Below are 26,211 nucleotides of genomic sequence, written 5' to 3'. Positions count from 1 at the left end.
TCGCCGTTGACCAGGCCCTCCGCGGTGTAGCCGTTGAGCGCTGAGAGCTGGCCGATGGTCTTGCTGGCGTTGTTGGCGGTGATGGTCAGGCCGGCCTTGCCGATGGTCAGGGTGCCGTTGACGTAGGTGATGTCGTAGTTGGACAGACCCGTGCCATCGGCGCTGGTGGCGGTGATGGTGTAGTCGCCGACGTTGGCGGTGGCGGCGGTACCGGCCGAGGCCAGCGCGACCGAGGACACCGTATCGCCGTTGACCAGGCCACTGGCAGTGAAGCCGTTGGCACCACCCGTCTGGCCGTAGGTCTTGCCACCGTTGTTGGCGGTGATGGTCAGGCCGGCCTTGCCGATGGTCAGGGTGCCGTTGACGTAGGTGATGTCGTAGTTGGACAGCCCGGTCCCATCGGCGTTGGCGACGGTGATGGTGTAGTCGCCGACGTTGGCGCTGGCGGCGGTACCGGCCGAGGCCAGGTCGACCGTGGTCACCGTGTCGCCATTGACCAGGCCGCTGGCAGTGAAGCCGTTGGTGCTGCCCGTCTGGCCATAGGTCTTGCTGTTGTTGTTGGCGGTGATGGTCAGGCCGGCCTTGCCGATGGTCAGGGTGCCGTTGACGTAGGTGATGTCGTAGTTGGACAGCCCCGTGCCATCGGCATTGGCGGCGGTGATGGTGTAGTCACCGACGTTGGCGGTGGTGGCGGTACCGGCCGAGGCGAGCGCGACCGAGGACACCGTATCGCCGTTGACCAGGCCGCTGGCAGTGAAGCCGTTGGTGCCGCCGGTCTGGCCGTAGGTCTTGCTGCCATTGTTGGCGGTGATGGTCAGGCCGGCCTTGCCGATGGTCAGGGTGCCGTTGACGTAGGTGATGTCGTAGTTGGACAGCCCCGTGCCACCGGCATTGGCGGCGGTGATGGTGTAGTTGCCGACGTTGGCGCTGGCGGCGGTACCGGCCGAGGCCAGCGCGACCGAGGACACCGTGTCGCCGTTGACCAGGCCGCTGGCAGTGAAGCCGTTGACACCCCCCGTCTGGCCGTAGGACTTGCTGCCATTGTTGGCGGTGATGGTCAGGCCGGCCTTGCCGATGGTCAGGGTGCCGGCGACGGTCTTGATGTCATAACCGAACTGGCTCGAATACAGCCCGCCCACGCTCAGGTTGGCACCGCTGTAGGTACCAGCGTTGGCGCTGTTGGCGGTGTAGACCGCACTGCCGGAAACCAGGCTCGGGTCATACCCGATGGGGAACACCAGGGCACCGGCGCTGCTGGTGGCGCTGCCGTCATAGGTCTTGCTGGCGTTGCCGACACCGACGCTGAGGGGCGTCATGAAGCTGCGCAGCAGTGGTGCGCTGTGGCCCTCGTACATCCGCCAGGTGGTGCCCGTGCCGCCGGCGTCGTCGATGCTCCAGCCGGCCGCAATGAAGGGCGCCAGGCGGCTGAGCTGTGCGCTGGTCTGCCCCGATACGCCGGTGGCGTTGCCGGCCCCGACCCCCTGGGCCATGCCGCTGCTGGTGGTGTTCCAGAAGCTGCCGGTGGCGGTGCCGGCATTGCTGCCGACCAGGCCGCCGGTCGCGCCGACGCTGGAGGTGGCGTTGCCGGTGGCATAGACGCGCTGGAGACTGCCTTCGTTGAATCCGACCAGTCCGCCGACGGCGGCACTGCCCTGGGCGCTGCCGGTGGCGTAGCTGTCGCGGATGGTGCCGGTACTGGTGTTGCTGCCCGCCAGGCCGCCGCCATTGAGGCCGCCGCTGGCACTGCCAGTGGCCAGGGACTCGCTGAGGGTCCCGGCGTTGCTGCCGACCAGGGCGCCGACATTGCCCGTGCCGGTGACGCCGGTGTCGCTGCTGACCCGCTCGACCACCCCGGAGGCGGCGTTGTAGCCCACCAGGGCACCGGCGTAGGTGCCGCCGGCCACGCTGCCGCCCACCAGGTTGAGGTTGCCGACGTAGCCGGCGTTGTAGCCGAACAGGCCGCTGTAGGTGCTGCCGGGGCGGTTGATGGCCAGGCCGCTGATGCGGTGCCCCTGTCCGTCGAGCCGGCCGGTGAAGGGGTTGGCCTGGCTGCCGATGGAGAGGAAGCCGGCGCCGCTGTTCCACAGCGCGCTGGCGGAGGCGTCGATGTCGCCGGCCAGGACGAAGCGGCTGCCCGCCAGGCTGCTGGAGGCCAGGCCCTGCAGGCCATAGACATCGGCGATGCGGTACGGCGTGGCGGCGCTGCCGTCGCCGCCCAGGGCCCGCACGAAGGTGGCGCCGGGGCCGAGGCGGAAGTCGGTGACGCTGAAGCCGGGCAGGCTGGCCGCCACCTGGGTCCAGGTGCCGTTGGCGAGATTCAGCACACCGAGGTTGACGGCGCCATTGCTGGTCACGCTGCCGGCGGCGGACAGGGTCAGGCTGCCGTTGGCGGCGCCGATGCCATCCCCCAGCACGATGTTGCCGCCGTTGCTGGTGCTGAGGGTCAGCGCGGCGTTGTCGCTCCAGGTCAGGCGGTCGCCGACGTCGAGGTTGCCGCCGGCCGACAGCTGGCGGTTGCCGCTGAGGCTGAACTGGCCGCCGCCGTCCAGGGCCAGCAGGCCGCCGGAACCGAGGTCGGTGTCCAGGCTGTAGCTGGCGGAGCTGGCGCTCAGGTAGAGGCCATGGCCGGTATCGGTGAGGGCGCCGAAGTCGTAGGACGCAAGGAAGTCCAGGTCGCTGTCGGCGTAGCTGCCGCGGGTGGCCAGGTAGCGGCTGCGGGTCGCCGTGAGGCTGCCCTGCCCGGTCACCAGGCGCATGGCCGAGGCATAGATGTCCACGCCCTGGATACCGAGGTAGCCGACCCGGTCACTGAACGCGGCGCCCTGGCTGGAACCGCCCTCCAGGTAGGCAAGCGTGCCATTGCCGTCGAACCGGCTGGCTTCGCCGAGGACGTAGTAGTAGCCGTTCGCGCCGCTGGAGGCGCTGCCGATCAGCTGGCCAGCGGACACGGCACTGACGGTGGCACCGGCCAATGCGGTGCTGCCGGCGTCGCTGAACACACGGCCGCTCACGGCGTGGGGCGTGGTGCTGTAGCGCCATTGCAGATACGGATAGAGGTTGGTGCCGACGCCCCAGATCGAGGAGGCGAAACCGGCGGGCAGGCTGCCCTGCAACTGGGCGGTGGTGCGCCCGGTGATTCCAGTGCTAAACCCGCCAGCGGCGCCCAGTGCCTGGCCACTGGTCTGGATGTCCCAGTAGACGTTGCTGATGGCGCTGTTGCCAGCGTTGTTGTAGCCGACGAAGCCGCCTCTCTGGGAGCCGCCGGCGACGTAGCCGGTGGAATAGCTGTTGCTGATGGTGCCGTTGACGAAGTTGACCCCGGCGAAGCCGCCGATGTTGCTGGCCGAACCCTGGCCGATCACCGCGCCGGTGGCGTAGGAGTCGGTGATGCTGCCTTCGTTGTGGCCGACGAAGCCGCCGATGGGGCCCGCCGCCGCCGTCACCGTGCCGGTGGCGTAGGACTGGCTGATGGAACCGCCGTTGCCGCTGTAGCCGTTGGCGCCGACCAGCCCGCCGACATAGCCGAGGCCGGCGTTCGGGTTGGTGCCGGTCACCTTGCCGGTGGCATGGGCGCGGGTGATGCTGCCGCCGTTGAAATTGGAACCAACCAGGCCGCCGACCTGGTAGCCGGCGCCGGTGACGTTGCCACTGGCGGAGGCATCGGCGATGGCGCCGCCGTCGTTGGCGCCCACCAGCCCGCCGGTATTGGCTTCGCCAGTGCTGGTGCCGCTGACCGTGGTGCTGGCCGATGCGCTGCCAAGGGTGCCGCCCGTCATGTAGCCGACCAGTGCACCGACGCCGTCGCTGCCGGTGACACTGCCGCCGACCAGCTTGACGTTGGTCAGGGTCGCACCGGAGGTATAGCCGAACAGGCCGACGTAGTTGGTGCTGGCGCGGTTGATGGCCAGGCCGATCAGGCCGAAGCCCTGCCCATTGAAGCTGCCGGTGAAGGCGGCGGAGTCGCTACCCAGCGGCTTGAAGCCCGATGCGCCCCAGACATCGCTGTAGTAGCCGTTGCCATTGGTGGCGAGCGCGGCGCCGAGATCGAGGGAGGTGCCGAGCCGGTAGTTGCCGGCCAGGTTCATGCCGATCAGTTGCAGGGCGTGGGGGGTGTACACCGTGGTGGAGTACTCGCTGCGCAGCATCGGCCGGGTGTCACCCTCGAACATCACCCAGGTGTTGGCGAAGTCGAAGCCGCCATAGGTGGCCTGGCTGCGGGCGTTGGCCGAGGTGATGGCGGTGCCACCGCTGGCGCTGCTGAGCTGCCCGGTGCTGTTCACGTCCCAGTAGCTGTTGGCGAAGCTGATGGTGGACAGGAAGGTGCCGCCGATCAGTCCGCCGGTGGCGGTGTAGCCCCGGACCCGGCCGCTGGCATAGGTGTTGGTCAGGGTCGCCGAGTCGAAGACATTGCCCACCAGCCCGCCGGCGAACGCGCTGCTGTTGCTGATGGTGCCGGTCACCGACCCCGTGGAATAGGCATCGGTCAGGGTGCCGTTCTGCACGGTGCCGGCCAGGCCGCCAACGTTGCTCAGGCCCGTCACGCTGGCGCTCGAGGATGCCCCCTGCAGCGTGCCATTGGTGAGCTGGCCGACCAGGCCGCCGACGTTGGAGCCGTTGCCCAGCACCGCGCCGGTGACGTGGATGCCCGACAGCGAGCCGCTGAGGGAGCCGGTGATGGCGCCGACGGTGATGTTGCCGGTGATGGCGGCGTTGGACAGGGTCAGGTCGCGCACCTGCCCGCTGACGGCCTGGAACAGGCCCACGTTGTTCTCGGTGCCACGGGCGATGGTCAGGCCATCCACGGCGTGACCGAGGCCGGTAAAGGTGCCGCTGAACCCCTGCAGCGGCGCGAAGCCCTGGCCGCCGTTCCAGGTGCGCGTGGCGCTGGCGTCCAGGTCGGTGGCCAGGGCGTAGTTGCCGCTGGCGCCGACGCCCTGCAGGCCGGCGAGGTCATGGATAAGGGTGTAGCTGGTGCCCCCCAGGCTGAGGCTGGCGTTGCTGCCCGACAGGGTGACGCGGGCGCCGCTGCCCAGCCGGTAGCCGTTGCCGTAGACCAGCGAGAGCCCTGCATTGGTGCCGGTGGCGGTGATGTCCTTGTTGATGATGACGCTGCCGGCGGCGTTCAGCGTCAGGGTGGTGTCGGCGCTCCAGTTGATGGGCGCATCCACGGTGATGTTGCCGGCCTGGCTGCCACCGACGCCGGTGGTCACCGTCACCCCGGTGCTGGCCAGGGCATTGGTCAGGGTGTGGACGTTGAGCACGCTGTCGTTGGCGCTGCCGTTGAACCCGCCCATGCCGGTGCTGCCGGCATTGGAAATGGTCACGTTGTAGGGGTCGATCAGCCATTCGCCGGTCCTGCCCCTGCCGGGCTCGGCCAGGGTGGTCACCTTGACGTCGTCGGCGATCCGCACGTGGGCGCCGCTGGTCTCGATGAAACCGCCGTTGCCACCGTCCGGGGCGCTGGCATCAAGGGTACCGGCAACGTTCACCACGCCGCCGTCGAAATCGCCCAGCAGCAGGATCCTGCCGTCTTTCTCACCCAGGGTGCGGGCTTCGATCACCCCGGTGTTGTTGACCACGGTCCTGAGCAGCGCATCGCCGGCGTGGGCGGTGAGCAGCACCTGGCCGCCATCGGCCCTGATCAGCTGGTGGTTTTCCACCAGGGCATCGACCATGCCCTCATCGACCCGCAGGTTGAGCAGGCCGTTGCCGGCAAAGTCCAGGGTCATGGCATCGCCGGCGGCCAGCGCCACGCTGCCCTGGTTGGCGACGATCACGCCGTGGTTGCTGACCCTGCCGCCGAGCAGCGCAATGGCACCGCCGGCGCTGGTGCTGAGCGTGCCGTGGTTGATCACCGCGGCGTTGCTGCCATTCCCCTTGAAACGGTAGTTGCCGGCGATGAAATCGGCGTCGCTGATGCCCAGGGTGGAGGCGACCAGGCCGCCGACGTTCACCTGGGCGCCTGCACCGAACAGTATGCCGTTGGGGTTGACCAGGAACACCCGGCCATTGGCGTCCAGCTGGCCCATGATCACGGAACCATCGACGCCGAGTACCCGGTTGAGCGCAATCGAGTTCGTGCCGGGCTGGTTGAAGGTGACCTTCTGCCCGGCACCGATATTGAAGCTCTGCCAGTTGATCGCCAGTTTGTCGCTGGCCTGGTTGATGATCAGCTGGTTGCCGTCGGGTGCGCCGATCTGGCCACTGCCGGAAACGATGCTGCCGCCGCCCGGCAGTGACTGGGCCATCACGCCGAGGCTGCCGACGGACAGCAGCAGGCCCAGCGCCAGCGGGGTCAGGCGCACGCCTGCCGGCAGGTGGCGCGTGGCCCCGGTCTTCGCGCGGGGCGAGGCGCCGAGCTCGGAGGCCACCTGGACCTGGCCCAGGGCGTGGTTGAACACAAGACGATAGATGCGGTTCATGGCCGGTGTCCTCAGAAAGTGGTGCTGATGCGCGCCCAGTACTGGGTGCTGCGTCCATCGGCGGCGCGATGGCTGCCAGCAGGCCTGGCGCCGCTCACGTCCAGCCGCAGGTCCGGCTTCCATGGCAGCCGCAGGCCGATGGCAACGCCGGCGCCTTCCAGCGTCGTGGGCTGGAAGCCGATACGGCGGTTGTCCGGTGCCGGGGAAGTGCGGCCCCAGTCGTAGAACAGGTTCAGCTCGACCAGGTCGCCCCAGCGGCGGCCATTGAACGGCGAAGGCGTGTCGGCAAAGCCCGGTGCGCTGACCTGGTACTCGAAGGTCGCCTGCACGCCACGGTCACCCAGTGCCGTTGACAGCGGATAGGCGCGCACGCTGGTCGGCCCGCCGATGCTGAACTGCTCCACCGGGGTAAGGGCGTCATCGGTGAACTGGGCACTGCCGCGCAGCAGCAGGCGCTGGTTGCCGGGCAGCGCCTGCAGGCGCGCCAGCGACAGCCGGCCCACCCAGAAGTAGGACTCGTGCGCGGCATACAGCCAGTTGAAGGGAGGGGAGTCATCGTTGATGGATTTGCGCACCGACAGCTGCGCCAGGTTCATGCCACGCCAGCGGCGATCGGTGTGGCGCAGGCTCACGCCGGCATCGATCACGTCGAAGGTGTGGCGTGAGAGCTCGATGTCCAGCCCTTCAAGCCTGGATTCCTCATGGATCCAGCGCATCGAAGCCTGGACCTGCAGGTCCGGGCGCTGGATGAACTTCCAGTCGCTGCCTGCGTAGTAGAGCGTGGTCGGGCCCTTGATGCCGAGGGCGGCGAACGGCCCGGAGTTGAGCTCGATCTCGCTGCGGCTGACGCCGGCAATGGCGCTCAGTCCATCGACCTTTGCCAGGGGCGCGCTCAGTGACAACGCTGCCTGCCAGCTGTCGGCCGGGTCCAGCCCGTAGCCGACGCTGGCGGCGAGCACGTCGCCCATGCCCAGCGCATTGAAGGCACTCACGCCCAGCTCGGCGCGATACCGGCCGGTGCTGTCGGTGCCGTGGTTGCTCAGGCCGGCGGTGATTTCGTAGGGACGATCACTGTCCCGGGCGACCAGGATGATGTCGGTCTCGCCTTCGTTCTGGCCCGGCTGCAGCACCGAGGTGACTGACACCCCGGGCAGGTCACGCGCGTAGAGAAGGGCGCGCTCCAGCTCGGTCTGGCGCAGCGGGCGGCCGATCAGGCCCAGGCTGCTGGCGCCGAGCTGGTCGTCGCGATAGCGCCGGCTGCCTTGCACCAGCACCCGGCCAACCCGGCCTTCCATCACCTTCAGGGTCAGCGTCTGGCTGTCGTCGATCTGCTGCGGCGGCACGTAGGCCACCGAGACCAGGAAGCCGGCGTCGCGGTAGGCCTGGGTGATGCGTGCGGTGATCTGTTTGATCTGCTCGAAGTTCAGCGCCACCGGCAGCGTGGGGCTGATATCGCGCAGGGCCTGGTTGGCGACTGCATCGATGGCCGCGCGGCCGATGCCGCTGGACGGGTGTTCGCCGACGCCTTCGACCGCGATGCGGGCGACATGCACGGTGGCGACCGTCGTGGTGGGCGCGGCATCCTGCGCGAACGCGCAGGGGCTGAGGACGGACGCCAACGCGGCGGCCAGTACGGTGCAGCGCAGGGGGTGGAAGCGGGGGACGCGAATCGGGGTGTTGCTGCCATTGGAAGGCATCAGCGTGGTATCCGTTGGTGATTTTGAGAACGCTTGCTGGGAACGCGACCGGCCTACTTTCTAACCGGGAAAAACGGCCTGATGGCATCACCCGATTTCGGGTGGGCGGAATGATATGTGACACATATCTCAATTTGAATTGCCGGCCCTGCGGCGGGGTCGGGCCGGCCCTGGAAACGGCCACCGTCCGCGGTCCATCCGGGCGCAGGGGCCGCCGCCCGGAGCCATGCGGACCCAGGCACGCAGGTGTCATCGCCGGCGCGGAACTCCAGAGCGCATTGCCGCCCCGGGTCCTGTCCGGTGCACCCGGACGTTCCGCCTCCCCCGACGCGGATGCAGCACCCGGGGCCGCTCATTCACGCCGGCACCACCTGGCGGGCAGGCGTGGACCGGGCGCTGCGGACGAGCGCATCCGGCGGCGGATTCGATGGCCTGATGCACCCCATCCATGCGGCTGCATCCTCTCCCTCTGCGCGCTGGCGCCCGAAGTCCCCGTCCGCGCCCTCCGCGCGCCAGGGACGGCATCGGTCCCGTTCCGAGCAGTCCCGCTAGACCCGCTACGCAGGTCAGGCCGGTCCGGGCGCGCGCGTAGGAGCACTGACGGCCGGGCGCTCGTCCAATATACTGTCCCCCAGTACAGGATAGGAGTGGGCGCGTGCCGCATTCACCCGAGGAAAAAAAGAAGGTGCTGGCGCGGGTGCGGCGCATCCGCGGCCAATGCGATGCACTGGAGCGCGCGCTGGAGGCCGGCGCCGACTGCGGGCCGGTGCTGCAGCAGATCGCGGCCATCCGCGGTGCCGTCAACGGGCTGATGTCCGAAGTGATGGAAGCGCACCTGCGCGAGGAGTTCGGCCAGCCGGCGCAGTCACCGGCGCAGCGTGCCGCGCGCGTGGCCGAAATGTCCGGCCTGATCCGTTCCTACCTGAAGTAGGCGCGATGCCGGTCGCGATGGCCGCGCCTTTGCCCCCGTCCGCTGGCAGCCGCCCGCCACGGATCGAAGCACCGCATCGCTCCCGCCAGCCCGCTTCGAATCCGCCAAACCCGAACAACCGCTACAGGAGACAACCATGAAGTCACGCGCCGCCGTCGCTTTCGGCCCCGGCCAGCCGCTGCAGATCGTCGAGATCGACGTCGCCCCGCCGAAGCAGGGCGAAGTGCTGGTACGGATCACCCACACCGGCGTCTGCCATACCGATGCATTCACCCTGTCCGGCGATGACCCGGAAGGCCTGTTCCCATGCGTGCTCGGTCATGAAGGCGCGGGCATCGTGGTCGAGGTCGGCGAGGGCGTGACCTCGGTGAAGCCGGGCGACCACGTCATCCCGCTGTACACCGCCGAGTGCGGCCAGTGCCTGTTCTGCAAGAGCGGCAAGACCAACCTGTGCACCGCCGTGCGCGCCACCCAGGGCAAGGGCGTGATGCCAGACGGCACCAGCCGCTTCTCCTACAACGGCGAGCCGATCTACCACTACATGGGCTGCTCGACCTTCTCCGAGTACACCGTGGTGGCCGAAGTGTCGCTGGCCAAGGTCAACCCGGAGGCCAACCCGGAGCACGTGTGCCTGCTGGGCTGCGGCGTCACCACCGGCATCGGCGCCGTGCACAACACCGCCAAGGTGGCCGAAGGCGACAGCGTGGCCGTGTTCGGCCTCGGCGGCATCGGCCTGGCGGTGATCCAGGGCGCACGCCAGGCCAAGGCCGGGCGCATCATCGCCATCGACACCAATCCCTCGAAGTTCGAGCTGGCCCGGCAGTTCGGTGCCACCGACTGCGTCAACCCGAAGGAGCACGATGCGCCGATCCAGCAGGTGATCGTGGAGATGACCGGCTGGGGCGTGGACCACAGCTTCGAATGCATCGGCAACGTCAACGTGATGCGCGCGGCGCTGGAGTGCGCGCACCGCGGCTGGGGCCAGAGCGTGATCATCGGCGTGGCCGGTGCCGGCCAGGAGATTTCCACCCGCCCGTTCCAGCTGGTCACCGGGCGCAGGTGGATGGGCACCGCCTTCGGCGGGGTGAAGGGCCGCAGCCAGCTGCCGGGCATGGTCGAGGACGCGATGAAGGGCGATATCGAGCTGGCGCCGTTCGTCACCCACACCATGGGCCTGGAGCAGATCAACGATGCCTTCGATCTGATGCACGAAGGCAAGTCGATCCGCAGCGTCGTCCACTTCTGACGGCCGGCCGGGGTGCGTGCCCCGGCCATGTGTCCGCGTCACTGGAGAGAACCATGCAACGAATCGAACACCGCGCCTGTTTCGGCGGCTGGCAGGATGTGTACCGGCACCGCTCCCAGGTGCTGGGCTGCGACATGACGCTGGGCGTCTACCTGCCGCCGCAGGCGCAGGACGGGGCCCGGCTGCCGGTGCTGTACTGGCTGTCCGGGCTGACCTGCACCGAGCAGAACTTCATCACCAAGGCCGGCGCGCAGCGCTACGCCGCCGAGCACGGCATCATCCTCGTGGCGCCCGACACCAGCCCGCGCGGCGACGACGTGGCCGATGCCGAAGGCTACGACCTGGGCAAGGGCGCGGGGTTCTACCTCAACGCCACGCAGGCGCCGTGGGCGCCGCACTACCGCATGTACGACTACGTCGTGGGCGAGCTGCCGGCGCTGGTCGAGGCGCGGTTCCCGGCCAGCGATGCGCGCGCGATCAGCGGCCATTCGATGGGGGGGCACGGCGCGCTGGTGATCGCGCTGCGCAATCCGGGCCGCTACCGCAGCGTGTCGGCGTTCTCGCCGATCGTGGCGCCGTCGCAGGTGCCGTGGGGCGAGAAGGCGTTTGCCGCCTATCTGGGCCAGGACCGCGATGCCTGGCTGCAGTACGACGCCACCGCGCTGGTGGCCGGAGCCGGCGAGCGCCTGCCGCTGCTGGTCGACCAGGGCGACGCCGACGAATTCCTCGAGCCGCAGCTGCGCCCGCAGCTGCTGCGCGATGCCTGCGCGGCCGCCGGCCATCCGCTTCAGCTGCGGATGCAGCCCGGTTACGACCACAGCTACTACTTCATCGCCAGCTTCATCGGCGAGCACATCGCCCACCACGCCCGCGCGCTGGCCTGATCGGCCGCGGGTCCCGGGGGCGCGCGCCGGCATTGTCGCGCCTTGCACATCACCGCTTGCTATCGTCCGGCCATCGGCGCCGACAAGGGGGCGACACATGCCGGTGATGGTGGCGGTCCTGTTCGTGTTGTGCCATGGCCTCGCGCTGGCGTTGCTGCCGGGGTCGGCCAGCGTCGCCTCGTTCTGCTTCCTCATCGCCGCGCCGCTGCTGGCCGCTGCGGCCTGCCTGCGGCAGGCACGGCAGCGGCGGGTGGCGCTGGGCTGGCGGGCGACTGCGCTGGCCATGCTGCTGTGGGCCGGTGGCATGGCCATGAACATGGTCGATACGCTGCGGGGCGGTGATGCCACGGGGACGCCACAGATCAGCCTGCTGCTGTACGTGGTCTACGGCGTGCCGCTGGTGTTCGTGCTGGCACGCGCACGTCGCGAGCGCTGGGCGATCAGCCTGATCGATGCCCTGCTGGCGGCCCTGCTGGGCGTGCTGTTCTTCCTGCATACCCGGTTCCACGCCAATGCCGGCGAGGCCGGCATGAACAGCGTGCGCCTGTTGTTCGATATCCAGAATGCCTGCATCGCGGCGTTCGCATTGCTGCGCTGGGCCAGCATGGACCTGCCGGACCGTCGCGCGTTCTTCCGCGTGTTGGCGATCTACGCGCTGGCCTATCTGCTGGTGGCCGGCTACATCAACCATTTTTCCGAGTACAGCCCGTTCGGCCAGTACGCCGACCTGTTGATCGATCTGCCCTTCCTGTTGCTGGCGGTGCTGGCGCCGCGCGCGCACGAATCGATGCCGCCCGTCGAACGCAGCGGGTTGCGGCATGCGGTGCAGGCGGGCGGGCCGATGATCCTGCCGTTGCTGCTGCTGGTGGTGGCCACCCTGGTCGTGGACCACGCGCGCTACTGGGCACTGGCCGGCTTCGTGGCAGCGATCATGGGCTTCGGACTGCGCAGCATGCTGCTGCAGATCGGGCTGCTGGAGCGGCAGGCGGCGCTGGACGCGTTGTCGCGTCTGGACGGGCTTACCGGCGTCGCCAACCGCCGGCAGTTCGACGCGGTGCTGCAGGCCGAATGGAACCGCGCCTGCCGACAGGGCAGTGCGCTGTCGCTGCTGCTGATCGACATCGACCATTTCAAGTGGTTCAACGACCGCCATGGGCACCCGGCGGGAGATCGTTGCCTGCAGCAGGTGGCGGCGGTCCTGCAGGCGACCGCGGCGCGTGGTGGCGACCTGGTGGCCCGTTACGGTGGCGAGGAGTTCGCGGTGGTGGCACCGGCCACGCATCCGGACAGCGCGCGTGAACTGGGCGAACGCCTGCGCGCCGCGATACAGGCCATCCCGGGCGACGTGCTGCCGCAGATGGTGACCATCAGCGTTGGCGTGGCGGGCACGGGGGCGCCGTTGCTGCAGTCGCCGGAGGCATTGCTGGCTGGCGCGGACGTGGCGCTGTACGCGGCCAAGCGCGCCGGCCGCAACCGCGTGGAGGTATGGGAAGACGCCGGCCGGGGGCCGGCAACGGCAGCCAGCGCGGGTTGACCGGCGCATGTCCAGGTCGATCCGGCCACGGTCTGCACGCCCGGCTGCGCGTGGTCAGGCGCGTGTCCCGGGCCGCCGCCGGGTGCAGGCCTTAGGCGAGCGGTGCTACCGCCCCGTGTCCGTAGGTCGTGTGGGCGTCGCCCTGGATGGGCATGATCACCAAGCAGGCGGCGGAATTGGCCCTGTCGTACAGGCAGGCACGGTCCAGAGGGACGCAGGGAACCCTCATGCCGGCCGCAACGACCCGCGCAGGTGGGACACCCCCGGATCTCCACCAGGAGCCAGGGGACCCGGGTAAAGCCGGTGATCCGCTACACGGGTGCCTGCGCCGAGATCCCGGTCAGGCTGGCGGGGATGCGGCCGGATCAGCGGCGGTGGATGTGCAGCATCGTGGCGGTGGCCGGGATCATGACGGTCCGTCGTCCGCCGCGAAGTCGGTGTAGGCGTAGCGCGCATCGCGCAATACGGTATCGCCCTGCCGTAAGCGCAGCGGCGCGCCGAACATCGGGCCGGCGCTGACGCAGGTGTGGAACTCGCCGTTCTCGCCGCAGGCATCGATGCCGGCCGGCAGCGCGTCGAGCAGGGCGTGGTCGAAGGCGCGGCCGGCGAACGCCGCGTCCAGCACCCGTGTATCCACGCAGCACAGCCGCGCGCGCAGGCCACCGTCGATCATCTGCCGCGCCAGGGTGGCGGTATCGCGACCGAACAGCGGGAACAGGCAGTCCCAGTCCAGCGCGGCGTACTGCTGCTGGCGCCAGTGGCGGATGTCCTCCAGCAGCAGGTCGCCGAAGGCCAGGGTGCGCAGTGCCGGCCAGCGCAGGCGGGCGGCTTCGAGCGCCTGGCCCATGCGCTGCAGGTAGCCGCCATTGTCGCAGTCCTGCGGGATCCAGGCGCGCAGCAGCGGCAGGCCGGCGGCATGGGCCTGCAGGCGCAGCACTTCCTCGCGCACGCCCTGCATCGACGCGCGCTCGTAGCCTTCGGTGAGGGTGCTCAGCAGTGCGACGACTTCGACGTCCTGGCGCTGGCGCAGGGCGTGCAGCGCCCAGGCGGCATCCTTGCCGCCGCTCCAGGAAAGCAGGACCGGGGTGGCCACTCAGCAGACGTCGCGCAGTTCCCAGTGGCTGCCGGCCAGCCAGCGCAGGCGCTGCTTGAGGACGTCGCCGGGAATGCGGGTGATGGCGACCAGGTCGATGCGCAGGTCCGATTGCCTGCCGCTTACCGTCGCCCCGGGGTCGGTCACGCCCCAGCTCGGGTCGACATCGTCGGGATCCTCCTGGGTGGCGCGCCAGCGTTCGAACAGGGCCGGCGTGCGCAGGGCGTCCTGCAGCTGCTCGGCGAACGTGTCGGCGCCGTTGGCGGTGAACGACAGGCGCGGATCGCTGCCGCGCGCGGCGGAGGGATCGGGCAACGAAATCGAATAGTGCACGGGCATGCGGGGTCTCCTTGGGTGGGTGGGGAGTGTGGCGCAGCGGGCGTGGTGCCCGCGTACACGCCGGCGCGGATCAGCTGTCGAATGCGTGCGGCTGGTCGGCGAAGCCGACCGTCACCGCGCCCTTGCCGACGTTGACCATGCCGGTCAGGCTCATCACCGTCTCGAGCAGGGTCACGCCGTGCGCCTGGCAGGTCTCGCGCAGGGTGGCGTAGCCGGGCAGGGCGCGCAGTTCGTCGAGCGGGCCGCCGTAGCTCATGCAGACCACCGGGGTCAGCAGGCCGTTCGCCACGCGCTGGCCGACGAAGTCGAACAGCCGCTGCACCGCGTTGTCGAAGCCCTTGATCTTGGCCACCGGCGCGGTCTCGCCGCGGTAGCCGTGCAGCACCGGCTTGATGTCCAGCGCGCTGCCCAGCGCGGCGGTGAACAGGCCGACGCTGCGGTCGCCCTTGTGGCGGGCGCGCGCACGCATGTAGTACAGGTCGCGGGTGATCATGTAGCCGTGCACGTTGCCGGCCAGCTGTTCCAGCTGCTCGCGCATCTGCGCCACGCCGACGCCGGCATCGCGCAGCCGTACCGCCTCCACCGCGGTCACCGCCTGCGCGGCGAACAGGTTCTGGCTGTCGAGCACGCGCAGGGCGAACGGCGAGTTGTGCCCGGCGGCCTGGCGGATCGGCCGGTACTCGTTGAGGATGGCGAAACTGGCCTGCAGCGCATTGTCGTGGATCGGGCTGCGGGTCTTGGTGATGGTCAGGCAGAACACGTGGTCGTAGTCGATCACCAGGTGCTGCAGAAACAGGTCGCGGATCTGGTTGACGCTGAACGGGATGGTCTCGGCCTCGGCGCCGCGTTCGGCGACGTGGGTGTCGAGGAAGTTCAGCGTGGCGTCCTCCTCGCGGTGGTCGGCCAGTACCGCTTCGCCGATGCGCACGGTGATCGGCAGCAGCACCAGCCTGTGTTCGCGGATGAAGTCGGCCGGCAGGTCGCAGGCCGAATCCACGACGATCCCGATGCGCATGGTCGAACCCCCCGGTACGTTGGTGTGGCTGCGGTCACACTAACCCAAAACCGTCGCCGCGGCAGGTGGCGCGCCCCGCGGGGGGCGCTGCCCGCTCCCGGCCATGGCGCCAGGAGCGGGCGGGACATCAGCGGCGGTAGGCCGGCGGGGTCGCGCTGCCGCGCAGGTAGCGGTCGCGCAGCTCGGTCTGGCGCGAGCGCATCGGCACCGCGCGTCCACCCAGCCACATGCGCTCGGCATAGTGGCCCACGTCCAGCGGGTCGCCTTCCCACAGCACCAGGTCGGCCTGCTGGCCCACTGCGATGCTGCCGATGCGGTCGGCCACCCCGAACGCCTGTGCCGGCACCCGGGTCAGCCCGGCCAGCGCCGCATCCCAGGGCAGGCCGTGGGCGACCGCGTTGCCGGCCAGCTGGCGGATCTTGCGTGCGTTGTGCGAGGCGTCGCCGTCCTGGCTGAAGGCCACCGGCACGCCGGCCGCGTGCAGGCGCGCGGCGTTCTCCAGGGTCGCGCCGATCTGGTCGAAGCTGGCCGGCAGGTTGGACAGTGCGTCGACGAACACCGGCACGCCGGCTGCGGCCAGCTGCGGTGCCAGGCGCCAGGCCTCGGCGCCGCCGGCGATGGCAACGCGCACCTGCTCGCGCCCGGCCCAGCGCAGCAGCTGGCGGATGTCGGCGGCACGGTCCACGCGCACCACGAAGCGCCCGCTGCCGCCCAGGTAGCGCGCCAGTACCGCGCGCCCGGCCGGGGTCAGCAAGGCATGCGGCGAGTCGGCGGCGATGCGGCCGCGGGCCTCGGCCACCATCTGGTCGAGCAGCATCCATTGCGCGGCGCGCGAGCTGCCGGACAGTTCCGAGCCGGCCGCGCCCATGCGCACGAACAGCATGCGCGGGCCGATGGGGTCGGCGCTGCCGTCCAGGCGCAGCACGCCGCCCTGGCCGGCGATGAAACCGCCGCCGCTGTTGGCGCCCAGCGCGGTGAAGCCGATGCCTTCCACGCGCGCCACCGGCACCAGCACCGAGTCGGGGTTGTAGGCCAGGGTGACGTCGAACTCGGGGCGTTGCGGCTGGTCTTCCAGCTTCACCGCGCTGTCCACGGTCGCGGCCTCGCCGGAGACTTCCTCCACGCCGATGTCGGTGATGCCGCCGAACAGCGCCGGGGTCAGCGGGCGGCCGCCGGCATCGATCACTTCGACGCCGGCCGGCGCGGCCAGCGCCGGGCCGATGGCGCGGATCACCCCACCCTGCACCAGCACGTCGTTGGCGGTGAGCGTGCCGCGCGCGGTGGCGGTGTGCACGGTGGCGTTGCGGACCAGTACGTCCTGGGCGCAGGCGATGCCCGGAAGCGCCGCGGCCAGCAGCGCCAGGCGGCGCAGGAACACGATGGACGCGCTCATGGCCGCACCTCCTGGCCGAGCATGAAATCACTCAGTGGCTGCTGCGCGCGGTTGCCGCGGTCGTAGGCCTGGAAACCATCGACGTAGACCTTCTCGGCCAGCGCGTAGGAGCTGAAGGGGTTGCCGTTCCATACCACCACGTCGGCCATCTTGCCCGGCTCCAGGGTACCGGTGCGCTGCTCGATGCCCAGTGCGCGTGCCGCATTGGCGGTGAGCCAGCGGATGGCGTGTTCCGGCGCGATCTCGCCCATGCCGGCGCGGCGTGCGCTGGCGATGACCTTGGCCGCTTCCTGGTTCAACCGCTGGATGCCTTCGGGGGAATCGGAATGGACGATGGCGCAGCTGTTGGCCGGGCGGTCGACCAGCGCGATGTTCTCCTGGATGCCGTCGAAGGCTTCCATCTTGAAGCCCCACCAGTCGGCCCACAGCGCGCCGCACACGCCTTCGGCGGCGAGCCGGTCGGCGAGCTTGTAGGCCTCCACGCCGTGGTGGAAGGCGGCGACCTTGAAGCCGAACTCCTTGGCCAGGTCGAGCATGGTCGCCATCTCATCGGCGCGGTAGCAGTGGATGTGCACGCGGATGTCGCCCTGGATGGCGCCGGCGAGCGTGTCCAGCTTGAGGTCGCGCTTGCCGCCGCTGTCGCCGGAACTGTCGCCGTTGTCGCCGCCGCCGAAGCGGCGCTTGCGCTTGACCGGCGCGGCGCTGTTCTTGGCGATGTACTCGCTTGCGTCGATGAAGGCCGCGCGGTAGCCGGCGACGTTGCCCATGCGCGTGGCCGGGGCGGTGCCCTTGCCGCCGTATACGCGCTTGGGGTTCTCGCCGCAGGCCATCTTCAGGCCCCACGGCGCGTCGGGGAATTTCATCGCCTGGTAGGTGGTGGCCGGCAGGTTCTTCAGCGTCACCCCGCGGCCGCCGACCAGGTTGGCCGAGCCGGGCAGCACCTGCATCGCGGTCACGCCGCCGGCCAGTGCCGCGGCGAAGCCCGGGTCCTGCGGCCACACCGAATGCTCGGCCCAGACGTTGGCGGTCACCGGCGCGGTCATCTCGTTGCCGTCGCCATGCGCCTGCACGCCCGGGCTGGGGTACACGCCCAGGTGCGAATGCACGTCGATGATGCCCGGCGTGACCCACTTGCCGCGGCCGTCCACGCGCACCGCGTCGGCCGGTGCCTGCAGTGCGTTGCCGACCGCGACCACGCGGCCGTCGGCCAGCAGCACGTCGGCGTCGTCCAGGCGGCGCCCGGTGCCGTCGAGCACGGTGGCATGGCTGATCAGCACCGGTGCGGCGGGCAGCGGGCGATAGGTGCTGGGGTAGGGATCCTGCACGAAGCGCGAGGTGGCGTCGGCGGGCGCGGGATGCGCGCAGGCCAGCGCCAGGCCGAGCCCGGCCAGCAGTCGGTGTCGCATGGGTTCTCCATAGGCGGCGTGGAAGGTGCCCGCACGCTAGCCGTGGCCCCGGGATTTGCCAAGTGCATGGACTGGCGGGGTTGCAGGCGCGATCGGGCGCCGCGGCCGCGGTGGTATCCAGACAGGTGCCGGCCGCTTAAGCTGCACGGTCGCGGGCCGGCGTCGCCCCCGGGCAGCCGAACGATCAGGGACTGGAGTGATGGAAGCAGTACAGACAGTGGTGGATTTCTGGCGTTCGGCGGGGCCGCGGCGGTGGTTCGCGCGCGACGACGCCTTCGACGAGGAGTTCCGCCGGCGCTTCCTGGACCTGCACTACCTGGCCGCGCGCCGCGGCTGCGAGGAGTGGCTGCACAGCGCCGATGGCGCGCTGGCGCTGCAGATCCTGCTCGACCAGTTTCCGCGCAACTGCTTCCGTGGCACCGCCCATTCCTTCGCGACCGATGGACTGGCGCGGCACTACGCCATGCGCACCATCGAGGAAGGACTGGACCGCGAACTGACGCCGCAGCTGCGCGCCTTCATCTACCTGCCGTTCGAACACTCGGAAGACCCGCAGGACCAGGAGCGCTCGGTGGCGATGTTCGAGGTGCTCGGCGACCTGGAGTACCTGCGTTTCGCCGAGCTGCACCGCGACATCATCCGCCGCTTCGGCCGGTTCCCGCACCGCAACGCCGTGCTGGGCCGGATTCCCACGCCGGAGGAGCTGCACTTCCTGGCCGAGGGCGGTTTCGCCGGCTGACGGCGGCGGGCCGGCGCGGCAACGTGCCGCCGCGTACCCAGGGCGGCTGCCCAGACGAAGACACCGGCCTGGGGCCGGTGTCCTGTCCATGCGGTTGCGGTGCGGGCTGCCCGGTCAGTAGCGCGGCACGCTGTTGTCCACGTCCTGCGCCCAGGCATCGATGCCGCCGGTGACGTTGTAGACGCGGGTGAAGCCCAGCGCGCGGAACTGCTCGGCCGCCTGCGCGCTGCGTCCGCCGCGGTGGCACAGGAAGGCCAGCGCGGTGTCCTTGGGCAGCGCCTCGAGGCGGGCGCGGTTGTCGCCGTCGAAGGTCTCGAACGGGGCGTTGATCGCGGCGATGGCGCGTTCGTCGGCCGGGCGCACGTCCACCACGGTCAGGGTGCCGGCACGCAGCTGGTCGTCGGCGCCGCGCACGTCCAGTTCCTGCACCGGCCGGGGCGCGTTGGGGTTGTCGATGGCCAGGCCCTGGCCGCGGATGTCGTCCACCCAGTCGATGGTGATGCCGTTGGCGCGACGCGCGCTGGCCGCGTCGAACTGCACGCGCAGGCCGTTGGATTCGGCGGCGATGGCGTTGGCGTCCAGCGGCACCAGCTGGAAGTTCGGCTGGAAGCGCGCGTCGATGCTCAGCTGCAGCGCGGCGCCCGGGGCGTCGGCCAGCGCGCCCTTGAGCATTTCCACCGCAGCCGGGGTGATGGTGATCGAGGGCGGGGTGCGGTCCGGCGGCGCCACCCCGAGCAGCGTGCTGAGTTCGCCGCTGTTGGCCATCTGCAGGATGATGTCGCTGCCACCGACCAGTTCGCCGTCCACGTACAGCTGCGGGATGGTCGGCCAGTCGCCATAGGCCTTGATGCCTTCGCGGATTTCCCCGTCGGCCAGCACGTTGACGTGGGCGAAATCCACGCCGAGGTCCTGCAGCGCGCCGACGGCCTTGGCCGAGAAGCCGCACTGCGGCATGGACGGCTGGCCCTTCATGAACAGGACGACGCGGTTGGCGCCGAGGAGGGATTCGATGCGTTCGCGCACGGCGGGATCCAGGGACATCATGAACTCGTGAGGTTGGTCGAAGACAGGGCCGATTCTACGCCCCATGGCATCATGGGACATGACCGCCACGGGAACCCTGCATCGCACGCCGCGCCATCCCTGGCGCTGGGTCGGCTGGCTGCTGCTGTCGCAGGCGCTGGTGGCGCTGGCCTGGGGAGGGCTGGGCTGGGCGACCGGCCTGCCACTGCTGCTGGCCAGCCATGCGCTGTTCGTGGTGCCGGTGTTCCTGCCCAACAGCCGCTTCTACGCGCCGGTACTGTCGTCGCTGCCCGGCCCGGCGGTATGGCTGACCATCGACGATGGCCCGTCCGACGACACCCTGGCGATCCTCGACCTGCTCGACCGCCACGACGCCCGCGCCACCTTTTTCATGGTCGGGCAGCGCGCGGCGGCGCGGCCGGAGCTGGTGCGCGAGGTGCTGCGCCGCGGCCATGGGCTGGGCAACCACAGCCATTCGCATCCGCAGGCCTGGTTCTGGCGCCTCGGGCCACGGCGGATGGCCGCCGAGATCGGCCGTTGCCAGCAGGTGTTGACGGAGATCGCCGGGACGCCGCCACGCTGGTACCGCTCGGTGGTCGGCATGACCAACCCGTTCGTCGCCGCGGCGCTGCGCCGGCATGGCCTGGCGCGGGTCGGCTGGAGCGCGCGCGGCTTCGACGGCGTGCGCTGCCAGCCGGACACGGTGGTGGCGCGCATCGCCCGCGACCTGGTGCCGGGCGCGGTGGTACTGCTGCATGAAGGTGCGGCGCACGGCCACAATGTCGCCATCATGGAATCGGTGCTGCGGCAACTGCAGGCCCGCGGGCTGCAGGCGCGCCTGCCGCCGGAAACCGCTTAGACTCGCCGCCCGCCACGCCGGCGGCGCCTGGAACCACAGCATGCCCTTTTCCCGACTCGGCCTGTCTCCCTACGTACTGCCCGCGCTGGCACGCGCGCTGCGGCAGGCCGGCTACGGCGCCCCCACGCCGATCCAGCAGCAGGCGGTGCCGGTGCTGCTGCAGGGCCGGGACGTGGTGGCGCTGGCCCCGACCGGTTCGGGCAAGACCGCCGCCTACGTGCTGCCGGCGCTGCAGCGGTTCGCCATGGCCACGCCGCGCAGGCCGCGGGAGCTGCGGCAGCTGGTACTGGTGCCCACGCGCGAGCTGGCGCTGCAGGTGGCCGACGTGTTCGCCACGCTCGGCCGGGAGCTGCCGCGGCAACCGCGGGTGGTGTGCGCGGTGGGCGGGGTGTCGATCAACCCGCAGATGATGGCGCTGCGCGGTGGGGCCGACGTGGTGGTGGCCACGCCCGGGCGCCTGCTCGATCTGTTGGCGCACAACGCGCTGTCGCTGCGCCAGGTGCAGCTGCTGGTGCTGGACGAGGCCGACCGGCTGCTGGAGCTGGGCTTCGGCGACGAGGTGCGGCGGATCCTTGCAGGACTGCCCGCGCAGCGGCAGACGGCGTTGTTCTCGGCCACCTTCCCCGACCAGATCGAGGCATTGGCGGCGGCCGGCCTGCGCGCGCCCGCGCGCCTGCAGGTCGATGCGCAGGCGCCCGCGCAGATCGAGCAGCGCGCGCTGCGGGTCGATGGCGAGCGCCGCGTCGAACTGCTGCTGTCGCTGCTGCGCGATCCGCGCTGGCGGCAGGTGCTGGTGTTCGTCGCCAGCATCCGCGAGGGCGACCGTCTGGCCGGCGCGCTGCGCGGGCAGGGCATCGCCGCGCAGGCGTTGCATGGCGACCTGTCGCAGGGCCGCCGCGTGCGCACCCTGCAGGCGTTCAAGGAGGGCCAGCTGCAGGTGCTGGTGGCGACCGACGTGGCCGCGCGCGGCATCGACATCGCCGGCCTGCCGGTGGTGGTGAACCATGCGTTGCCGCGTTCGCCGGCCGATTACCTGCACCGCATCGGCCGCACCGGCCGTGCCGGCAGCCCCGGACTGGCGGTGAGCCTGGTCGAGGCCGCGGCGCTGGCGCACTGGCGGTTGATCTGCAGGCGCCATGGCCTGCGCCTGGAGCCGGAGGTGGTGCCGGGTTTCGAGCCGACCGGGGCGGTGCCGGCCGCAGCGCCGGCAGGCGATGGCAACGGCGGCATCAAGGGGCGCCGGCCGAGCCGGAAGGACCGGTTGCGCGCCGCGGCGGCAGGCACGCCGGCCGGTTGAACCGCGCCCGGCGCCGGGCATGGCCCGGCACCGGAAGGCGCGCTCAATCCTCGAAGTCGCTTTCCGCCGGCACGTCGGCGGCCGCGGCCGGGCGCGGCGTGCGCTTGCCGGGCTTGCGCAGCACTTCCACGTAGAACTGGCGGTTGCCGGCGGCCACCAGCGCATCCACCGCGCGGATCAGCTCGGGGAACGGCACGGCCTGCGCGCTGGCCTCGTCGACCCCGGCCTTGCTGTCGAAATCCCAGAAGTCGGCGCCGGCCGGCAGGGCCTTGCCGCGCTCGCGCTTGATGTACTTGCGGATGTCGTGCTTGCTGGCTTCCAGCAGGCGGTCGGGATGCTTGCCTTCGATATCGAGGCGGTAGGTTCTTCTCACGGGACTCTCGTCAGGGTGCCGGCCCGGGACGGGCGGCGCAATGCCACGATTATCCGCGCAAACGGCGCCGCCGTGGTTCAGGCGCGGTGAGCGACCAGCAGCCAGTTGTTGAATGGCGTGTTGCCGTACAGCGGGGCGAGGCTGACCCGCAGGCCGGCCTGCTCGAGCAGCGTGCGCAGGCTGGCGGCATCGGGGTAGTGGCGCGGGCGGAACTGCATCCAGCCGATCCAGTTGGCGGCGCGGTCGCCGATGCGCGAGATGCGGCCGCGGCGGCTGTCGTCGGCCAGGGCCATGCGCAGCACCAGCCGGCCATCGCCATCGAGCATGGCCGCCGCGCGCCGCAGCAGCGCCGATTGCGCCTCGGCCGGCAGGTACTGGAGGACATCGAGGATGGCCACGCTGCCGCGGTGCTCGGGCAGGGTGGTGGCCAGGTCCATCACCTCGAAACGGCTGGCGGCCAGGCCGGCGCGGTGGGCGACGCCATCGGCGCGGCGGATCTTGGCGGCATCGTTGTCCACCCCGCGGTAGGGCTGCCGTTGGCCGTCGTGGCGCAGCGCATGCGCCAGCAGGCCCAGCCCGCAGCCCATGTCCAGCAGTGGCGCCTGGCTGCCGCGCAGCGCCTCGAGCACGCCGGGATAGAGCGGGTCGCTGCGCAGCTTGGACAGCACGTAGCAATAGTCCCAGCGGTTGCCCAGCGGATGGCGCGGGGCGAACGCGCGGGCGATGGCCCGGGCATCGTGGGCCGCCATGGCCGCGGTCCCGGACGACCTGCTCACGCGGCGGTCGGGTCGGTCAGCAGGTCCGCCGCCACCGGCAGCGCCTGTTCCATCCACAGCCGGTACATCGCCGCGGAAGGGTGCAGGCCGTCGTCCACCAGCATCGCCGCCTCGGCGCCGTGCGCGCGGCTGGCCGGGGTGATGTCGACGAAGGCCACGCCATAGTCGCCGCAGCAGGCGCGGGCGGCGGCATTGAAGTCGTCTATCTCGCGCGCGACGACGGCGGTGTCGCGGCCATGCGCGGCCGCGTACGGAGTCACCCCCCAGTCGGGAATGGACAGCACCAGCACCCGCCGCGGATCCTCGGCGGCCAGCGCGAGCGCCCGTTGCAGCAGTTGTTCGAACTGCTGGCGGTACTCGGCGAGCGGCCGCCCGCGGTACTGGTTGTTGACGCCGATCAGCAGGCTCGCCAGCGCGTACGGCCCGCGTGGCGCGGCCGCGTCGATGGCGGCGGCCAGTTCGTCGGTGGTCCAGCCGGTGGTGGCGATGACCTGCGGGTCGGCCAGCGCGATGCCGCGCGCACGCAGCGCCGCGGCCAGCTGGAACGGCCAGGTGCCCTCGGCGGGCACGCCTTCGCCAATGGTGTAGGAATCGCCCAGCGCCAGGTAGCGCGCGCTGCTGGCCATGGCCGGTTCGCTGCTGCCCATCGCCGTGACTCAGGCAACCGCGCTGCGCGTCTTCAGCGGCACCACCTTGGTGATCCGCTCGGCGCGGCGCGCCAGCACCCGGTCGATGCGGCCGAACACTTCGCGCATGACCCCGGCCTCGGGCAGCAGGGTCACCCGGAAGTGGTGGCGGTAGGGCACGTTGAAGCTCGAGCCGGGCACCACCAGCACGCCTTCCTCGTTCATCAGTTCCAGCGCGAACTCGTGGTCGTCGAACCCCTGCGCGGCCGGGCCCACCACGGCCGGGAAGGCGTACAGCGCACCGGCCGGCGCCACCAGCTGCAGGTGCTCGCTGGCGTCGCAGGCCTCGATCACCGCGCGGCGGGTTTCGTACAGGCGGCCACCGGGCGCGCACAGCGCGGAGATGGTGTCCGGGCCGTTGACCGCCGCCTCGATGGCGTACTGGCCGGGCACGTTGGCGCACAGCCGCAGCGCGCTGAGCAGGTCGAGCGCGGCACGGAACTCGCCCAGCCGCGCGGCGTCGCCGGACAGCAGCATCCAGCCCACGCGCCAGCCGCAGGCGCGGTGCACCTTGCTCAGGCCGCTGAAGGTCAGGCACGGGTGGTCGCCGGCCAGCGGCGCGACCGGCTGGAACTGCGCGCCGTCGTAGAGGATCTGGTCGTAGATCTCGTCCACCAGCAGCAGCAGGTTGTGCCTGCGGGCCACGGCGACGATCTTCTCCAGCAGCTCGCGCGGGTAGCTGGCGCCGCTGGGATTGTTCGGGTTGATCAGCACGATGGCGCGGGTCCGCGAGGACACCAGCGTCTCGATCTCCACCGGGTCGGGCTGGAAGCCGTTCTCCGGCCGGCAGCGGTAGTACACCGGGCGGCCGTCGTTGAGGATGGTGGCCGCCGACCACAGCGGGTAATCGGGCGAGGGCACCAGCACTTCATCGCCGGGGTTGAGCAGCGCGCGCAGCGACAGGTCGATCAGTTCGGACACGCCATTGCCGAGGAACACGCGGTCGGCGTGGGCATCGGGCGCGCCGCGCCGCGCATATGCCGCGGCGATGGCCTCGCGCGCCACCGGCAGCCCCTGCTGGTGGGTATAGGGGTCGGTGCGGCCCATGTCGTCGGCGATGGCGCGCTGCAGGTGCTCGGGCGCGCGGAAGCCGAAGTTGCCCGGGTTGCCGATGTTGAGCTTGATCAGCTTGCGGCCCTGGGCCTCCAGCTCACGGGCTCGCCGGGCCAGTTCGCCACGTATCTCGTAGCGCACTTCGGACAGGCGTTCGCGGGTGGGCAGCGGCTTGGCAGGGCTTGACATGCGTGGGGCCATCATGGGCGGGAAACCGCATGGTAGCGGAATTGCTGCGATGCGGGGCGATGGTTCCGGGCGGAACCGAAATCCACCGGCGGGGCCGGCCGGCGCCGCGGTGCCGCTTAGAATTGGCCGATGACCGACACCATCGATTTCAGCGCGCTGCGCCCCATCGGCTGGCCCTGGCCGGGCCCGCCCGAAGCCCCGGCATGGCAGGCCGCCTTCGCCGCACATCCGCTGGCGCGCCCGGCGCGGGTGATCGAGCAGCACCGTTCCGGCTACGTGGTGGCCGATGCGCCCGACGCCGCGCTCAAGGCCGAGTCGCTGCCGGAGTGGCAGCGGCCGCGCTTCCCCAGCCACGAGCGCGCGGCGGTCGGCGACTGGGTGCTGCTGGAGGAGGCGCGCATCGTCGCGCTGCTGCCGCGGCGGACCTCGATCAAGCGCGGCGCGGCGGGCGAGCACTACCACCAGCAGGTGATCGCCGCCAACATCGATACGGTGTTCATCGTCTGCGGGCTGGACGCGGACTTCAATCCGCGCCGGATCGAGCGCTACCTGATGCTGGCCGGCAGCGGTGGCGCGGCGCCGGTGGTGGTGCTGACCAAGGCCGACCAGACCGAGTACGGCGCCGACGCGCTGGCGGTGCTGGAAGACCTGGCCGCGCAGGACATCCCGCTGCTGGCGATCAACGGCAAGGACCCGGCCAGCGTTGCCGCGCTGGCACCGTGGCTGGGGCCGGGCCGCACCGTGGTGCTGGTCGGCTCCTCCGGCGCCGGCAAGTCCACGCTCACCAACACGCTGCTGGGCGAGGACCGGATGAAGACCGGCGCGGTGCGCGACAGCGATTCGCGCGGCCGCCACACCACCACCCACCGCGCCCTGCTGCCGCTGCCAGGCGGCGCCTGCCTGATCGATACGCCGGGCATGCGCGAGCTCAAGCCCACCGGCGAGGAAACCCTGGCCGAGGGCGGCTTCGCCGACATCGAGGCGCTGACCACGCAGTGCCGCTTCCGCGACTGTTCGCACCAGCACGAGCCTGGCTGCGCGGTGCGCGAGGCGATCGAACGCGGCGAAATCGACGAAAGCCGGCTGCTCAATTACCTCAAGCTGCGCGAGGAAGTGGCCGCGGCCGCGGCCAAGCTGGCCCAGCGCCAGGCCGAGCAGGCCACCGAGCGCAGGAGCAGCGGCCGCGGCGCGCAGTGGCGGCCGGCTGGGAAACCGAAGCGGCGGTGATCCGGCGCGTGACGGCGCGGCCGCAGCGG

20 protein-coding genes are annotated in these 26,211 nt (G+C 70.8%); 8 read left to right on the top strand and 12 right to left on the bottom strand.

The features are described 5' to 3' along the window. The coding region (locus ABB33_RS10190) for an MBG domain-containing protein (protein WP_056932006.1) at positions 1–6,422 on the bottom strand (6,422 nt) is incomplete at its 3' end. Between the two features lie 11 nt (positions 6,423–6,433). Then, positions 6,434–8,119 (bottom strand): ShlB/FhaC/HecB family hemolysin secretion/activation protein, encoded by a 1,686-nt coding sequence (locus ABB33_RS10185; protein ID WP_056932005.1) that lies wholly within the window; start codon positions 8,117–8,119, stop codon positions 6,434–6,436. 655 nt (positions 8,120–8,774) lie between these two features. Between ABB33_RS10185 and ABB33_RS10180 the strand changes: the two genes are divergently transcribed. The 4 genes from ABB33_RS10180 (at position 8,775) to ABB33_RS10165 (ending at position 12,714) form a co-directional block, all read left to right on the top strand. Beyond that, positions 8,775–9,050, top strand: coding sequence for a metal/formaldehyde-sensitive transcriptional repressor (locus ABB33_RS10180; protein WP_054663039.1), 276 nt, complete (start codon positions 8,775–8,777; stop codon positions 9,048–9,050). A gap of 136 nt (positions 9,051–9,186) precedes the next feature. Further along, complete coding sequence (locus tag ABB33_RS10175; protein WP_054663042.1) at positions 9,187–10,296, top strand: S-(hydroxymethyl)glutathione dehydrogenase/class III alcohol dehydrogenase; 1,110 nt, start codon at positions 9,187–9,189, stop codon at positions 10,294–10,296. A 53-nt stretch (positions 10,297–10,349) separates the two neighbouring features. Continuing rightward, complete coding sequence (gene fghA, locus ABB33_RS10170; protein ID WP_054663045.1) at positions 10,350–11,180, top strand: S-formylglutathione hydrolase; 831 nt, start codon at positions 10,350–10,352, stop codon at positions 11,178–11,180. 97 nt (positions 11,181–11,277) lie between these two features. Beyond that, entirely contained in the window at positions 11,278–12,714 is a 1,437-nt protein-coding gene (locus ABB33_RS10165) for a GGDEF domain-containing protein (RefSeq protein ID WP_056932004.1), read from the top strand. A gap of 406 nt (positions 12,715–13,120) precedes the next feature. Here ABB33_RS10165 and ABB33_RS10160 read toward each other — a convergent pair whose 3' ends face one another. The 5 genes from ABB33_RS10160 to ABB33_RS10140 all read right to left on the bottom strand — a co-directional run bounded on the left by ABB33_RS10160 (position 13,121) and on the right by ABB33_RS10140 (position 17,960). Then, positions 13,121–13,807 carry a Dph6-related ATP pyrophosphatase gene (locus ABB33_RS10160; protein WP_056932003.1) on the bottom strand — a complete coding sequence of 229 codons (687 nt, stop codon included), beginning with the start codon at positions 13,805–13,807 and terminating at the stop codon, positions 13,121–13,123. Beyond that, positions 13,808–14,146: a hypothetical protein gene (locus ABB33_RS10155; RefSeq protein ID WP_056932002.1), complete on the bottom strand. Its 339-nt coding sequence runs from the start codon at positions 14,144–14,146 to the stop codon at positions 13,808–13,810. A gap of 70 nt (positions 14,147–14,216) precedes the next feature. After that, positions 14,217–15,161, bottom strand: coding sequence for a DegV family protein (locus tag ABB33_RS10150; protein ID WP_054663057.1), 945 nt, complete (start codon positions 15,159–15,161; stop codon positions 14,217–14,219). A 127-nt stretch (positions 15,162–15,288) separates the two neighbouring features. Beyond that, on the bottom strand, positions 15,289–16,554 hold the full coding sequence (locus tag ABB33_RS10145) for an amidohydrolase family protein (protein ID WP_056932001.1): 1,266 nt from the start codon (positions 16,552–16,554) through the stop codon (positions 15,289–15,291). After that, a complete protein-coding gene (locus tag ABB33_RS10140) occupies positions 16,551–17,960 on the bottom strand; it encodes an amidohydrolase (RefSeq protein WP_056932000.1) in 1,410 nt (469 codons plus the stop codon). The genes ABB33_RS10145 and ABB33_RS10140 overlap by 4 nt, the downstream gene beginning before the upstream one ends. Positions 17,961–18,159: 199 nt before the next feature. Here ABB33_RS10140 and ABB33_RS10135 point away from each other — a divergent pair, with 199 nt between their 5' ends. Beyond that, positions 18,160–18,699, top strand: coding sequence for a DUF924 family protein (locus tag ABB33_RS10135; RefSeq protein WP_056931999.1), 540 nt, complete (start codon positions 18,160–18,162; stop codon positions 18,697–18,699). Positions 18,700–18,813: 114 nt separating this feature from the next. Here ABB33_RS10135 and grxD read toward each other — a convergent pair whose 3' ends face one another. Then, positions 18,814–19,740 (bottom strand): Grx4 family monothiol glutaredoxin, encoded by a 927-nt coding sequence (gene grxD / locus ABB33_RS10130; protein ID WP_054668584.1) that lies wholly within the window; start codon positions 19,738–19,740, stop codon positions 18,814–18,816. A gap of 46 nt (positions 19,741–19,786) precedes the next feature. On the opposite strand from grxD, the gene ABB33_RS10125 reads away from it, so the two are divergent. Further along, positions 19,787–20,581, top strand: a complete 795-nt coding sequence (locus ABB33_RS10125) for a polysaccharide deacetylase family protein (RefSeq protein ID WP_182212529.1) — start codon at positions 19,787–19,789, stop codon at positions 20,579–20,581. A 40-nt stretch (positions 20,582–20,621) separates the two neighbouring features. Next, positions 20,622–21,878: a DEAD/DEAH box helicase gene (locus ABB33_RS10120; protein WP_056931997.1), complete on the top strand. Its 1,257-nt coding sequence runs from the start codon at positions 20,622–20,624 to the stop codon at positions 21,876–21,878. Between the two features lie 43 nt (positions 21,879–21,921). Here the strand turns inward: ABB33_RS10120 and ABB33_RS10115 are convergent, their stop codons facing one another. The 4 genes from ABB33_RS10115 to ABB33_RS10100 all read right to left on the bottom strand — a co-directional run bounded on the left by ABB33_RS10115 (position 21,922) and on the right by ABB33_RS10100 (position 24,955). Beyond that, the gene (locus ABB33_RS10115) at positions 21,922–22,251 is read right to left on the bottom strand and encodes a DUF6172 family protein (protein ID WP_054663074.1); all 330 of its coding nucleotides are present in this window, start codon (positions 22,249–22,251) and stop codon (positions 21,922–21,924) included. 77 nt (positions 22,252–22,328) lie between these two features. Then, entirely contained in the window at positions 22,329–23,000 is a 672-nt protein-coding gene (locus ABB33_RS10110; RefSeq protein WP_054663077.1) for a class I SAM-dependent methyltransferase, read from the bottom strand. 23 nt (positions 23,001–23,023) lie between these two features. Beyond that, positions 23,024–23,674, bottom strand: coding sequence for an SGNH/GDSL hydrolase family protein (locus ABB33_RS10105; RefSeq protein WP_054663080.1), 651 nt, complete (start codon positions 23,672–23,674; stop codon positions 23,024–23,026). A gap of 9 nt (positions 23,675–23,683) precedes the next feature. Next, positions 23,684–24,955 (bottom strand): pyridoxal phosphate-dependent aminotransferase, encoded by a 1,272-nt coding sequence (locus ABB33_RS10100; RefSeq protein ID WP_054668585.1) that lies wholly within the window; start codon positions 24,953–24,955, stop codon positions 23,684–23,686. A 129-nt stretch (positions 24,956–25,084) separates the two neighbouring features. On the opposite strand from ABB33_RS10100, the gene rsgA reads away from it, so the two are divergent. Beyond that, complete coding sequence (gene rsgA / locus ABB33_RS10095; RefSeq protein ID WP_054663083.1) at positions 25,085–26,182, top strand: ribosome small subunit-dependent GTPase A; 1,098 nt, start codon at positions 25,085–25,087, stop codon at positions 26,180–26,182. Positions 26,183–26,211 lie beyond the last annotated feature (29 nt).

The organism is Stenotrophomonas acidaminiphila (assembly GCF_001431595.1).
GTDB classification, from domain to species: domain Bacteria; phylum Pseudomonadota; class Gammaproteobacteria; order Xanthomonadales; family Xanthomonadaceae; genus Stenotrophomonas; species Stenotrophomonas acidaminiphila.
The sequence above is the reverse complement of the archived record's forward strand: the minus strand, read 5'-3'. Positions and strand labels throughout refer to the sequence as shown.

Excerpts from the sequence above, each read along its gene's own strand:
- ABB33_RS10165 (WP_056932004.1), top strand. The coding sequence starts at position 11,278 with ATGCCGGTGATGGTGGCGGTCCTGTTCGTGTTGTGCCATGGCCTCGCG.
- ABB33_RS10175 (WP_054663042.1), top strand. The coding sequence starts at position 9,187 with ATGAAGTCACGCGCCGCCGTCGCTTTCGGCCCCGGCCAGCCGCTGCAG.
- ABB33_RS10110 (WP_054663077.1), bottom strand. The coding sequence starts at position 23,000 with ATGGCGGCCCACGATGCCCGGGCCATCGCCCGCGCGTTCGCCCCGCGC.
- ABB33_RS10145 (WP_056932001.1), bottom strand. The coding sequence starts at position 16,554 with ATGAGCGCGTCCATCGTGTTCCTGCGCCGCCTGGCGCTGCTGGCCGCG.
- ABB33_RS10155 (WP_056932002.1), bottom strand. The coding sequence starts at position 14,146 with ATGCCCGTGCACTATTCGATTTCGTTGCCCGATCCCTCCGCCGCGCGC.
- fghA (WP_054663045.1), top strand. The coding sequence starts at position 10,350 with ATGCAACGAATCGAACACCGCGCCTGTTTCGGCGGCTGGCAGGATGTG.
- grxD (WP_054668584.1), bottom strand. The coding sequence starts at position 19,740 with ATGTCCCTGGATCCCGCCGTGCGCGAACGCATCGAATCCCTCCTCGGC.
- ABB33_RS10135 (WP_056931999.1), top strand. The coding sequence starts at position 18,160 with ATGGAAGCAGTACAGACAGTGGTGGATTTCTGGCGTTCGGCGGGGCCG.
- ABB33_RS10105 (WP_054663080.1), bottom strand. The coding sequence starts at position 23,674 with ATGGGCAGCAGCGAACCGGCCATGGCCAGCAGCGCGCGCTACCTGGCG.
- ABB33_RS10140 (WP_056932000.1), bottom strand. The coding sequence starts at position 17,960 with ATGCGACACCGACTGCTGGCCGGGCTCGGCCTGGCGCTGGCCTGCGCG.
- ABB33_RS10150 (WP_054663057.1), bottom strand. The coding sequence starts at position 15,161 with ATGCGCATCGGGATCGTCGTGGATTCGGCCTGCGACCTGCCGGCCGAC.
- ABB33_RS10185 (WP_056932005.1), bottom strand. The coding sequence starts at position 8,119 with ATGCCTTCCAATGGCAGCAACACCCCGATTCGCGTCCCCCGCTTCCAC.
- ABB33_RS10120 (WP_056931997.1), top strand. The coding sequence starts at position 20,622 with ATGCCCTTTTCCCGACTCGGCCTGTCTCCCTACGTACTGCCCGCGCTG.
- ABB33_RS10125 (WP_182212529.1), top strand. The coding sequence starts at position 19,787 with ATGGCATCATGGGACATGACCGCCACGGGAACCCTGCATCGCACGCCG.
- ABB33_RS10100 (WP_054668585.1), bottom strand. The coding sequence starts at position 24,955 with ATGTCAAGCCCTGCCAAGCCGCTGCCCACCCGCGAACGCCTGTCCGAA.
- rsgA (WP_054663083.1), top strand. The coding sequence starts at position 25,085 with ATGACCGACACCATCGATTTCAGCGCGCTGCGCCCCATCGGCTGGCCC.